Source organism: Fodinibius salipaludis (assembly GCF_002287075.1).
Taxonomy (GTDB): domain Bacteria; phylum Bacteroidota; class Rhodothermia; order Balneolales; family Balneolaceae; genus Fodinibius; species Fodinibius salipaludis.
The window spans coordinates 1-12,470 of sequence record NZ_NSKE01000002.1 but is presented as its reverse complement, the minus strand read 5'-3'; the positions used below and the strand labels follow the sequence as shown (position 1 = coordinate 12,470).

Below are 12,470 nucleotides of genomic sequence, written 5' to 3'. Positions count from 1 at the left end.
ACATAATAATTTTATTAAACGGCCCCGCTATGGACAGAAAAATCCAAAGTTAATGGGGCTTTGTCGCCTCAATCTTTTTGACAATTCCACCGGAGGTTAAGTCTTGAACGGCTTCGATATTCCATCCTGCTTTTTCGACATTTGAAACTGTTCTGCGAGCAATATGAACACCACTCAGATAATGGATGGGATTATCTAATTTATCCATTGCGGATGCTAATGCCGGAAAATTAGCACGCATATGTTCTAATAGATGCAGTTTACCACCGGGCTGGGTAACACGTAAGGCTTCTTTTAATCCCAATACGGGATTGGGAACCGAGCAAAATACGAACGTGGCAATCACATCCTCAAAATGGTTGTCGGGAAAATCCATGTCCTGGGCATCCATTTCTTTAAGGGCAACACGATCCTGTTTGCTTTTGGGCAACTGTTGTTTTGCACGTTTAAGCATGCCCGGGGAAAGGTCAATACCCGTTAATTCAATTATTTCGGGATAGTAGGGGATATTTTTGCCTGTCCCCACTCCAATTTCAAGAACCTGTGGGCCCGTTATCTGATCCCAAAGCTCCTTTCGCCAGCGCTTGAGAAGCAGCTGTTCAATAGGCCACTCCATGACGTTATAGAGAGGAGCTATAAAATCGTATCAACTACGCGTGTGCTGTTTCCCTCTCCGGGCCATAAGGTGGTTTTATAGCTATTAGAATTAGTTGTCAGGACTGGTGAGCATCCTCAATAATGCGTTTCCGTTCTTGATACTCTTCCTTTTCAATTTCCCCTCGCGCAAATCTTTTTTCCAGGATATCCAGAGGACCTTCACGGGAATTAGAAGAAAAACGAAAAGGCAGGGTATTAAATACAAGAAATAATATGGTCAACGTTATAACGATCCACCAGACCCAGTGCATTCCGATAAAGTGGTGATCATAAAACATGGTTCTGATATTTTGCAGTCAATATTTGGGCATCATTAATTATGATGCTGTTGATGCTTATTTCCTTTTTTTGATTCTTTGTTCATCATTCCCTTTTGATTCATCATGTCTTCCTGCATCATCTGCATACAAGTCATGTGCATTTTCATCATAGAAGAGTCGCCGGCCATCTCCATCATTTTGGAATGATTCATTTTTCCATCCTCCATCATGGATTGCATCATCTCCATATGCTTTTGCATGCGTTCTTTCATCTGGGGATTATCCATCATCTTTTTCATATTCTCTTTCATCTTGGAGTGGTCCATGTTTCCGGACTTCATCATGTGTTGCATCATTTGCTTGCGCATTTGGGGATTCTGTGCCATGTGTTTCATCATCATGGTTCGCATGGTGGAATCTTGCATCATCTCCTGCATCTGCTGTTTCTTCTCACCCATATTTCCTTGCTTTTGCTGGGCAAATGTTATTCCGGCGATTAAAAGAGTAATTGAGAGCGTAAGGATTAAACGTTTCATAGTAGCCACCTTGAATTTTCTGTTAATTAAATTAACACTGATTGAATTTGTCTGTTCTCAATGTAATGATACCTTACTTAAAGCAAGCTTAAATTGTTGCCGTTAATTGAGAATATCTGATCCCTGTTCACCATCTCGTATTCGGATAGCCTGTTCAATGGGCGTCACAAAAATAATACCGTCTCCTTTTCGTCTGGTATGCGCGTGTTTTTGGATGGTTTGAACTATTGACTCAATATCTTCTGATTCTGCAGCTATTTCTAATTTTACTACATGAGTATGCATAGCGGGGAAATTCAGAGAGCCATGTTTATTCTTTGGATCAGTATATTGACCTGTTCCTTCGCCCTCAAAGACCGTCATTGAGGTATGACCTTTGTTTCGAAGTTCTGTATAAACATCTTCAAGCACCATGGGTCTGATATAAGCTTTGACAAGTTTCATGCGAACCTCTGCTTAATTTTAGTTTGAATGAAATATAGAGCACCTTGCTTAAATTAAGCTTAAAAGGTTGAAGTTTTAGGAAAAATATGGGGCTTTTATTTGTAATGAGAATACTTGTTAATCAAAAGGAGAGAGGGGAGATAAAAACTATTAAAACTGAAAAAATTAAGGCTCCTAATTCGGATGAGCAGTTATGACTAACTTTCAGCTTTGACACTTGCACAGTTTATAAGGGATGAAGAAGAAAAATTAACTTGATATGAGGGGGGGGTACCTCCGATTGGACCAATCTGGGTGTTCTTCAGACCATTGGTCATATTCATCAGCCCGATCATCAAAAACAGTTATTTCTCCCTATCTGTTTTTTGGTTAGAAAATATCGGATCGTTATTTCTTTTAAAGGGTCTGAAGGGTGTTTTTATCGAAGTCAGGAATAATATGTGTATTCAGCTTCAGTGATATCTGTAACTCATAACCAAGAAGTTGTAACGATTCTCATTCAATTTATATACAGATTAAAGACGTGATAGTTACATCAGCTAATTAAAAGTTAGTATGCGAGCAAATGAACATTCTTTTGAAAGCATCTTTTCAAAGCTTAACTGCTTGCGGCATTGAACAGTTATAGGCACTATTGACGATCCTGAGACAAAAGCATTCGTTATTTTAACAAGAACCAACACCGGGTGATGAGGTGAATGTTGATATAAGTTGTTAGGTATCCGGGCATTCTCAAAGATTTAGCGTTTTGACTTTGTCGTGTCGATAGGTATCGATTGTATTAGTGCAAGTGCGAATCATTTTGATGAATACAAAATTGATAATTCATTTACTTATCATCTCCAAAGTTTTTATAAATGAACGAAATAAGTGAGAAAAAAGAATCCAGCGATAAACTGCAAAGAGAAGCCTTTAAGGCAGATAGCCGCCGTGCTGCAATAGGTGGATTCTTAGCAGCTCTAACCATTATGGGCGGGAGCTGGATGATGGGTCAAATTAGTGGTTCGGAAGCTCGGTATTTATTGGAAACAGTTTTACCTAACGTACGATCCTTTAGTGGCACACTGATGCTCGCACTTGCAACTGTACTTGCACTGATGCTTACCTTGTTGGGTTTGAGCTCTTCTAGTACAACTCAACTCAAATGGATCCATTATGAACGTATTAAACAAATTGCCCTCGTTGATATGGTTACATTTATTGCAGCCGTACTTTTTTACTTACTGTTAAATGTGCCCGTTCAGGAAACAGATTCCGGGACCCTTCAATGGTTCTATAATCTTTATTATGCGGCGTTGATCATTTCTTCTATACTGGCGGGAGCAGTTATTGCTATTGTACTCATGCTGTATAATGCGGTTCGTAATATTATTTATGCTGTTGGTCCAGAAAAAGAAAGCCAAATCATTCGTGCCGAAGAGGAAGAGTAAAGCGGGACAAGTAATTACCCCATGCCATCACGTTCAGGCATCCAACTTGTGGGTAAGGTACCGCTTGGTAGCCAGTTTGGCAGAGCTAATAACGGTACCGGTAACTACGCTCCAAATAATAACCTTTTTCCAATTAATCTCTTCGGATGGATGAGTTGTGGGTGGTTCTTCATCATATACATCCTTCCACTTTTTTTGTGCTAACTGTTTTAAGGTATATCCAACGATGACTGAGGCACTGGCTGCGATTAATTTTTTTACTGTGTTATCATTCATGATGATTATGCTTTATAGTTCACATTGCTATTCTAACTTGTTGTGGGCCAAATAGTTTCTTTAACTACGAAACCTAAAATTATTTCAAGAAGTCTTGAATTGCCCTATCTTTCCCAAATTTCTTGATGTCTTCTTCTTTCAATGTTGTGGGTTTTGTCAATTATAGCTGTTTTGAAGTAGCTTGATAACCTGTTAGAGACTGTATGGGTGTTTTTCTCTAACCATCTGTTTTTTTATCATATATATAAGGTCGTACCCATATAATAAACCGTTCAACATAGCCAACTCCGAGCAATATTAAGATAGCCATAAACGTAAGAATGCCACTAAAAAGATATTGATGTATAGCCACCGCAATACCGATCGCTGATGCAAATAAAATAGAAGCTGCTGTGGTTAATCCTTCTACAGTTTCCTCCTGATTTTTGAAAATTATTGTACCTGCTCCGAGAAAGCTAATACCTGTGATAATAGCTTCCATAATACGGATTGGGTCAGCCTGTATGATATCCGAGACAGCTCCACCGCTGTAATTATTTATCATGATGTCACCCAATATAATTAGCAAGGTGGCAGATCCGGCAACTAACATATGTGTGCGAAGTCCGGCCGGTTTCTCGGCCAGCTCTCTTTCGAAACCAATTACCCCTCCTAAAAACATGGAGTAAACCACATTCAGTATAGGAATCCAAATCATATCATATTCCATGGTGTCTTTTTTAATTTTTTTGGAAGATGTTAGATATTAACCTGGTGATTAACATAAGTCAGCCCGGTGCATCTTGTTATATCTATAGAAATCATAACACGGAAACCGGAAGCATTCGTTTTATGGTTTTACTCTTGCAAAAAATCCATCTCTTCAGAAAGATTTTTTTTTCATAAGCATAACCTTGCTGGTCGGCTTGGTCTGTTTTTGTCTCTCTCGCGACTGCATCAATTTTAGCATGCTGATCACCTCTTCTATTTTTTCTACACAGAGCATAACAAGGGTGCCCGGCAGTGCATTTTCCATCGCAAATAGCAGTGCCTGTTTTTCATCTGAAATATACGCTACGGGCGGATTAAAGCAGGAACTATTAATACCTCGTTTTACGATTGCTGATGACTCTCCGGCGTCTTTCCCCCTCAAGTCGGCATCTTCGCGTATTATAATTTTGTAAAATATTTCCGCCGAGATCCGGCCAATCTCAAAACTATCTTCTTCTCTTCGATCTCCGATGCCAGCTATGATGCCCGTTTTATATTCGTAGGAAGAGTTATCTATAAATTCTTTGATGGCAACCAGACCCGCAGGATTATGACAGTAGTCTACCAGAACATCGTAGTCTTCAAATTGAAACAGGTTCATCCTGCCGGGGGTATGTTCCGGTGAAGGCATAAAACTTCTTAGTGATCTGCGAATTACTTCAGGAGATATCTTTTGTGTATAAACCGTTGCAACAGCTGCCAGTATGTTCTCAATCATAAAACCGGCCCGTCCGCCAAAGCTGAGTGGTATATTCTCAATATGTTCGATGGTGTGTGTCTCCGGTCCGTCCCAGATGGTAACGGTATTGTCCGTATAAACTGCACATATGCCACCGGCTTCACGGTGCTTATTCAGTCGCGTACTGTCATCTTTTGTTGAGAAGAGTACCAGCGTGCAACTAACATTTTTCCGCATCGCGTATACTCTGTCATCGTCGGCATTGAGGATGGCATACCCTCCGGGATGTACGCTTTCCGGTACCACTGATTTCACGTGTGCCATCTGATCGAGAGTATTGATTCCTTTCATTCCAAGGTGGTCGGCAGTTACATTCGTAACAACAGCAACATCACATCGATCAAACCCGAGTCCGGCCCGCAGAATCCCACCTCTTGCACACTCAAGTACAGCGGTGTCTACGGTAGGATCTTTCAAAATAAGTTGAGCACTTTTGGGTCCCCCGCAGTCTCCTTTCATAAGTCGTTCATCGTTTACATAAACCCCATCTGTTGAAGTGTATCCTACCCGGCGCCCAGCCTCTTTCATGATATGTGAAATCAATCTTGTTGTGGTTGTTTTTCCATTGGTGCCTGTTACAGCAAAGATGGGGATCCGGGGGCTCTTATTCTCTGGGAATAACATATCTATTACGGGTGAGGCTACATTCCGGGGTTTTCCTTTTGAGGGAGCAAGGTGCATTCGAAATCCTGGTGCGGCATTCACCTCCAGCACCACGCCTCCTGTTTCAACAAGAGGTTTTTTTAAAGTTTGAGCCATCAGGTCAATACCACAAATATCGAGTCCTGTTATTTTACTTACTCTTTCGGCTACTTTTACCACATCCGGATGGACGTTATCGGTCACATCTTCTGCAGTTCCTCCTTTGCTAAGGTTGGCCGCATAATCTAAATAAAGTGTTTCCTCGTTTTTCAGGACGGTGTTAAGGGGGTAGTTTTTTTGGGATAGTATGGACTTCGCAGTAGGCCCTACTTGAATTTTTGTAAGAACGTTCTCATGACCTTCGCCCCGGTTGGGATCGCGATTTACTTCATTAATTAATTGCTGAATAGATGACTCACCATCACCAACCACATGGGGCGGTGTACGTTTGGCGGCAGCGGCTAATTTTCCATCAACCATAAGAAGACGGTAGTCGAAACCGGGAATATATCTTTCAACGATAACCCGCTCACAAACAGTTGATGCAAACTGGAAGGCTTTCTTGGCTTGCTCAAATGTTGTGATATTTGTTGTCACTCCACGTCCCTGGTTACCATCTGCCGGTTTAATGACGAGGGGAAACCCCAAGGAATCAATGGAATCTTTTAGTTTATCTAATGAATCTATGGCCGTACCATCGGCAATAGGCACCGACATGCTCTCTAAAAGATCACGGCAATGCTCTTTATTACACGCTGTTTCAACAGCAGTATGGCTGGTTGAAGAGGTAATTGTAGCCGCAATTCTTTTTTGATTACAACCATAGCCCAATTGCCAGGAAGAGTTGTCTTCAAGTTTAATAGTTGGAATATCACGTTCTGCAGTCTCCCTTAGAATCGATGCAGTACTGGGGCCGGGAGTATTTTCAGCATGGGTTATTCTGATCTCTTCAACATGCTGATTTATATCTGTTTCAGCTCCATCAACCAGGTTTTGTGCTATTAAAACAGCTTTTTCAGCGACAAGTCGGCCGGACTCTTCATCTCCACAATCAAACACCACATAATAGTGCCCCTTTTCACCGGTTCCGCGGGTTCGGCCAAAGCCTGACTCTATACCGGCCAAAGCCTGCAATTCTATTGCAATATGCTCTATGACGTGCCCCATCCAAGTTCCATCCTTTACCCGGGCAAAAAAACCGCCCGGCTTCCCTTCCGAACAGTGGTGCTCGTAAAGGCTGGGAATGAGTTCAGTTATACGGTCATAAAACCCTTCTATTTCATTTGTAGGCTGATATTCCAGATCTCCAATATCCAGCTGCATTACTACAAGCCGGTGTCTTTTTACAGACCATTTATTGGGACCACACGTGACATTAATATTCAGGGTGTTCATCAGAGTTCAATTTTGAAATTTTATTCTCACAATATGTTGAATGCTTAATTTATTAAACAGACGGTGATTTGAAGTTACAGAAAGACAACTTATTGTTACATATATCTTACTACCTCACTCATGCCAAATAGTTTCAAGGCGGACTTTTCAAAATCGGCCTCTCACCAAAAGCTGGAGCTATAAATGGGGCAAAATATGTACATGAGGCTTTATACTGTGTTTTTTTTACTTCTCTCTGATTTGGCATTAACAAACTCCTTGGTTTTTAAGCCCTCTTTAGATTGTAAAAAGGTCGGCTGCTTGGGTCATTTATAGAATGAGGTATCAAACAAAGGGTAATTTGCTAAGCAAAAGTTAGTTACCTTGTACTATTGTGATCAAATCATGTACACCCCATTCAAATGAAGACACCAAAAGGAACGCTGATTGCTATTGGCGGCAATGAGCAAAAGAGATTTAAAAAAACAGATGAGCGTTTTCAACCTGATTTTGGGGAGGGATTCATCCTTCAGGATATCATTAACAATTCCGAAGTTTCTGAACCGCGAATAGAGGTGATCACCAGTGCCTCTGAAATACCTATGATCGTTGGGGAAAAGTATAAAGAATCCTTTTTAAGGCTTGGTGTGGATAATGTAGGCATTTTAGATATCCGTGATCGTGATGAAGCAGATAAATCTTCCATCCTTGATCGGATAGGCAGTTCGGATATCATCCTTTTTTCAGGGGGAGATCAGCGTAAGCTCAGCCGAATTTTAAAAGATACATTGGCTCATCAATTGCTCTGTGAACGCTATCACAATGAAGAGTTTACCATAGCGGGAACCAGCGCCGGGGCCGTTGTTATGTCTGAGGAGATGATTTCCGGCGGGCGAAATGGCACCATTATAAGAAAGAATGATCTTAAAATGGGGAAAGGACTTGGGCTGATCAGTGAGATTATTTTCGACAGCCATTTCATTAAACGACAACGATTTGGCAGGCTTTCAGAGGCTGCTGCCCTGCATCCCGATAAACTGGGAGTGGGGTTGGGCGAAGATACGGCTGTTATAGTTAGAGAAGGAAATATTTTAGAAATTATTGGGTCGGGAATAGTTGTAATTTTTGACGGTAGTAACCTCATATATAATCAATATGAAAAATTGAGAAATAGGATTCCGATCTCTCTTGCCAATTTAACAGTACATATCCTGGCCACTCAGGACAGATATAACATTCGGGAGAAGGTTGCTGAGATTCACTATGATACAAGACATCATAAATCTGAAGTCAAAGAATCCGGGTAATCGTATTCCTTTTATTTTTCATGCCTCTGTACATCCCTTCGGTATTAAAAGGCATACAGATATCTCCTGAGGAATCAATAGCGATTAATCCACCTTTACCACCCATCCCTTTCATTTTTTTATGTATGACTTTATTCGCAGCCTGCTTAAGGTTCTTGCCGCCATATTCCATCAAGCAGGAGACGTCATAGGCAACTACTCCGCGAATAAAATACTCACCGTGGCCCGTACAGGATATCGCGCAGGTTTTGTTGTTTGCATAGGTTCCAGCTCCAATAAGGGGACTGTCGCCCACCCGCCCCCAAGCTTTGTTTGTCATTCCACCTGTTGATGTTGCAGCGGCTACATTTCCTTCCTTATCCACGGCAACAGCTCCCACCGTACCAAATTTTGCTCCTTCCCCGGAATGGTCCAGCTTCATCTCATCATCTCCCTTGATTTCCTGCCACTGATCGTACCGGAGCTGTGTAAAGAAATAGGAATCCGTCTCAAATTTGAACTCTTTTTGGCGCGCATATTCTATGGCTTCCTCTCCTGCAATCATAACAAAAGGGGTGTTTTGAAGAACATCGTAAGCCACTAAAACCGGATTTTTGACCCCCCGCAGTCCCGTGACTGCCCCCGCTTCAAGAGTCTTTCCATCCATGATGGCTGCATCCATCTCATGCTGACCCTTTGCTGTAAATACCGATCCCTTTCCTGCGTTGAACAGGTCGCAGTCTTCCAATACCGTTACCGCTTTAGATACACATTCTATAGCCGGATACCCTTCCGTCAACATGTAAAAACCCTCGTCTAATGCATTGTTCAGAGCTTCCAGGTATTGTTTCTTTTGTTCAGAATCTTCGGTATCGAAAGCTATTGTCCCTGATCCACCGTGAATAGCTATTGCAGGTAATTTCATGATTTTTTAATTATTGATATTATGTGCTTAGACCGGTAATTAAGAAACATTGTGCAATGTATTATCACCTTTGTTCTACGTTCCAACCCTTTACATCGGATAGTAAAAAATCATCAAGATTTTGTGAAGAGTTATTACTGTGAAGAACCGATATGTCACCGGTGGTTTCCATAATCACAGCTTTTATCTGGTTTAAGTCCGACACACTTGTTTCCCTTAATTTATATCTCATCATCAAAAAGATTCGTAACTTTTTCCGAGGCTCTTTTTAGGAGACTTCTCTTTTCCCACTGTCCTTTTTTTATTTTTTCACAGTGTTCAAGATCCTCCACAAAGTGGTTATTTAGTTCTCCGGTTACCCCTTCATCAAGAATGACAACATTGATCTCATCATCTTTGAGCATTGATCGGTGATTGAAATTGGCCGAACCTATACAGCTTAGTATTCCATCTATGGTGATGACTTTGGCATGAAGCATCGTTTTTTGATAGTAAAACAGATCGATTCCGGCGTCTAACAGTGTATCGAAGGACTCATCTCCTGCAATTTTCGCAATTTCCATATCGGTCGTCTTTCCGGGCATCATGATCTGGATGTTCACTCCCCGACCGGCTGCGTCTTTCAATAGGTCAATGATAACCGAATTCGGATTAAAGTAGGCGGTTGTGATGCGGATGCTGTCTCGTGCCATCTTAATCAGTGTCTGATATAGCATCACAATATCACTCCACCGAACCGACACTGATGTGCGAATTACCTGAACAGCCACTTCTTGATTTGGGTCAGCTTCCCCTTTAATCGTGTGATCAAATTTGAGCGGACGTCCCACCTCAATCCAGTTTTCCAGAAATGCAGCTTGAAGACCAAATACTGCCGGTCCTTTTATGAGAAAGTGTGTATCTCTCCATTCATTTTCATTTCTGGCATCGCCTTCCCACTCGCTGGCAATTCCAACCCCGCCCGTAAATGCTATCTCCCCGTCGCAAATGAGTACTTTTCGATGGGTCCGGTTATCCATTTTCCAGATCTTCCATTGCGTCAGCGGACGGAAGAATTCAACCTGAACCCCTTTTTCTTTCATCAATTGCAAGAGTTCTTGTGGCATTTCTGCAGCCCCAAAACTATCCAAGATCACAAATACCTCAACCCCTTCTTCTGCTTTTTGGGCTAGTGCTTTGGCGAATTTTTGGGCGATGTTGCCAGTCCAGTATACGAATGTAAGAAACTCGACCCTTTCCTCTGCCTGATGTATTGCCTCCAGCATGGCGGGAAAGATCTCGTCGCCGTTTTTTAACACCTGAATGTTATTGCCCGACGTAAATGGAATGCCGAGCGTTTGTTCAAGCAACCCTTTGTAGTAATCAAATGAAGAACTCAAACCAGTGCTTATTCCTCTGTTTTACGATGAATGTGGCAAAAAATTGATAGCTAAATGGTACTGTTGGAAATACAATCATACGCATTACCAACAGTTACAAATCAATTATGTTAATCCAACCTTTTTTAGCTGCTTTGATAGCATCATTAAGACCACTCATTATGTTTGATGATGGTTCCGTTTTATTAATCCTAAGGTTATTTCTGAAAAAATGTTTCTAAACAAATCTTACTAATTGAGACATGAATAGCATTACAGATCACTCAAATTAGTTTACATATTTTACGGTTTCTAATTAAGCCTCCCTTAGATGTCTACTTCTATTCTGATAAATATGTAAGCGCCAGTAATATAAGTTATTGCAAATTTATTTTGATGTGCTTCTTTGAGGTCTATTTATCTGTAAAATTTGTAACAATTTCATGTCATTATATAACACTTATCCGGTTAATAGTACTGATCTTAAAGGTAACTAAGAGTTACCAACTGAGTGCAGTTTAAAGCAAAATCTATATAATAAATGTAGATTTAAATACTTGTTGAATAGCGCTGAATAACACTGGGATGAATATGAGAGAGGAAGTCTAAAAGTTCCTTTTCAACAATTATACTACCAAAGGTAGTGTGTTCATATAATTTGATTTCAAACAAGTATCCAATGATAAAGATTGTTTCTGGTTTGTAATCAAAAATGTAGCAGTCATCATGCAAAAGACAAGAGAATAAATGGGGAAAGCGGTAAAAGTATCTAAAAACTACACCCATTTGATATCGAAATGACAGTATAATTTTTATTCGAAGCATTGATGAAAAAAATCATTTTTATACTATTCGCTACTTTGGCAATTGCATCCTGCGACCTTTTGGGGGGTAAAGATTCTGATTCATTTTCTGATTCAGTTTCTGATGTGGTTGGCCCCGATAACGATATTTCTATTTTAGCCATTGAAACAACACCATTGGTGAAACAGGGAGAAACAGTAACTGTTGATGTTATTGTTACGAATTCTGGTATAAGTACCGTAGATGAAGAATTTGAAATATCACTTAATAATCAGAGCCAGGAAGTTATAATTGGTAACAAGACCATAGCTTCCAGTTTGGCTCCCGAGGATTCTATTCAAGTCAGTTATAGTTGGGATACGGGGGATGTTACCATAGGAGAGCATATTCTTGTTGCAAAACATACCTTTGAGGATGATAATGCCGCTAATGACTCGTTGGCAACGACTGTTACAGTAAGTGAGTTGGATAGTACTGATATCGCTGTTTCTGATGTCAGACTCCCGGATATGATAGAAAAAGGTAAAGTTGTTGACGTTGAAGTTGATGTAAAAAATGTTGGAAGTCAGGACGTAGATGAATCAATTACTATCACGTTAAATGACTTAACTGATGGGGAGGCCTTAGGTACCCAAGAAATTGAAGGCGAATTCGCAAAAGGAGATTCTACCACCCTGATCTTTAGCTGGGATACCCAGGGATTGTCGCTGGGAGGCCACGAGCTGGAGGCCCGCCACGACTTTGACGACGAGAACACAGCCAACGATTCCCGAACGACCAGCGTGAATATCAACGAAACCCCGGTTGCCGACATTGCAGTGAGCGCCATGGAGGCTCCCACGGAGGTTACTCGGGGAGATCAGGTGGACGTTTCGGTAACGGTGGGTAATACCGGCAACAAGGATGCGACCGATGGATTTACGGTAACTCTCCGGGATCGCACCGACAACACGCAAGTGGCCAGCAAATCCGTCAGCGGAATGGCGGCC

The 12,470-nt window shown here is 41.2% G+C and carries 13 protein-coding genes; 3 read left to right on the top strand and 10 right to left on the bottom strand.

Going from position 1 to position 12,470, the window contains the following annotated elements; genetic code table 11:
* Positions 1–49: 49 nt before the first annotated feature.
* From CK503_RS02435 to CK503_RS02420, 4 genes are all read right to left on the bottom strand, one after another.
* The gene (locus CK503_RS02435) at positions 50–616 is read right to left on the bottom strand and encodes a class I SAM-dependent methyltransferase (RefSeq protein ID WP_095605205.1); all 567 of its coding nucleotides are present in this window, start codon (positions 614–616) and stop codon (positions 50–52) included.
* Between the two features lie 97 nt (positions 617–713).
* Positions 714–935 (bottom strand): SHOCT domain-containing protein, encoded by a 222-nt coding sequence (locus CK503_RS02430; RefSeq protein ID WP_095605204.1) that lies wholly within the window; start codon positions 933–935, stop codon positions 714–716.
* Between the two features lie 35 nt (positions 936–970).
* On the bottom strand, positions 971–1,453 hold the full coding sequence (locus CK503_RS02425; protein WP_095605203.1) for a hypothetical protein: 483 nt from the start codon (positions 1,451–1,453) through the stop codon (positions 971–973).
* Positions 1,454–1,555: 102 nt separating this feature from the next.
* Positions 1,556–1,897 (bottom strand): P-II family nitrogen regulator, encoded by a 342-nt coding sequence (locus tag CK503_RS02420; RefSeq protein WP_095605202.1) that lies wholly within the window; start codon positions 1,895–1,897, stop codon positions 1,556–1,558.
* Positions 1,898–2,754: 857 nt separating this feature from the next.
* On the opposite strand from CK503_RS02420, the gene CK503_RS02415 reads away from it, so the two are divergent.
* Positions 2,755–3,327 (top strand): hypothetical protein, encoded by a 573-nt coding sequence (locus tag CK503_RS02415; RefSeq protein ID WP_095605201.1) that lies wholly within the window; start codon positions 2,755–2,757, stop codon positions 3,325–3,327.
* 33 nt (positions 3,328–3,360) lie between these two features.
* Here CK503_RS02415 and CK503_RS02410 read toward each other — a convergent pair whose 3' ends face one another.
* From CK503_RS02410 to cphA, 3 genes are all read right to left on the bottom strand, one after another.
* Positions 3,361–3,603, bottom strand: a complete 243-nt coding sequence (locus tag CK503_RS02410; RefSeq protein WP_095605200.1) for a DUF4235 domain-containing protein — start codon at positions 3,601–3,603, stop codon at positions 3,361–3,363.
* A gap of 217 nt (positions 3,604–3,820) precedes the next feature.
* On the bottom strand, positions 3,821–4,300 hold the full coding sequence (locus CK503_RS02405) for an MgtC/SapB family protein (RefSeq protein WP_217988314.1): 480 nt from the start codon (positions 4,298–4,300) through the stop codon (positions 3,821–3,823).
* 165 nt (positions 4,301–4,465) lie between these two features.
* Positions 4,466–7,129, bottom strand: a complete 2,664-nt coding sequence (cphA, locus tag CK503_RS02400; protein ID WP_095605198.1) for a cyanophycin synthetase — start codon at positions 7,127–7,129, stop codon at positions 4,466–4,468.
* A 401-nt stretch (positions 7,130–7,530) separates the two neighbouring features.
* Here cphA and CK503_RS02395 point away from each other — a divergent pair, with 401 nt between their 5' ends.
* The gene (locus tag CK503_RS02395; RefSeq protein WP_095605197.1) at positions 7,531–8,415 is read left to right on the top strand and encodes a cyanophycinase; all 885 of its coding nucleotides are present in this window, start codon (positions 7,531–7,533) and stop codon (positions 8,413–8,415) included.
* Here CK503_RS02395 and CK503_RS02390 read toward each other — a convergent pair.
* From CK503_RS02390 to CK503_RS02385, 3 genes are all read right to left on the bottom strand, one after another.
* The gene (locus CK503_RS02390; protein WP_095605196.1) at positions 8,399–9,319 is read right to left on the bottom strand and encodes an isoaspartyl peptidase/L-asparaginase family protein; all 921 of its coding nucleotides are present in this window, start codon (positions 9,317–9,319) and stop codon (positions 8,399–8,401) included. The two genes, CK503_RS02395 and CK503_RS02390, sit on opposite strands and share 17 nt — an antisense overlap.
* 64 nt (positions 9,320–9,383) lie before the next feature.
* Positions 9,384–9,491 (bottom strand): hypothetical protein, encoded by a 108-nt coding sequence (locus CK503_RS16535; RefSeq protein WP_491523058.1) that lies wholly within the window; start codon positions 9,489–9,491, stop codon positions 9,384–9,386.
* Between the two features lie 49 nt (positions 9,492–9,540).
* Positions 9,541–10,698 (bottom strand): phospholipase D-like domain-containing protein, encoded by a 1,158-nt coding sequence (locus CK503_RS02385; RefSeq protein WP_095605195.1) that lies wholly within the window; start codon positions 10,696–10,698, stop codon positions 9,541–9,543.
* 806 nt (positions 10,699–11,504) lie between these two features.
* On the opposite strand from CK503_RS02385, the gene CK503_RS02375 reads away from it, so the two are divergent.
* A partial coding sequence (locus tag CK503_RS02375; RefSeq protein WP_141239864.1) for a CARDB domain-containing protein occupies positions 11,505–12,470 on the top strand: 966 nt, incomplete at its 3' end.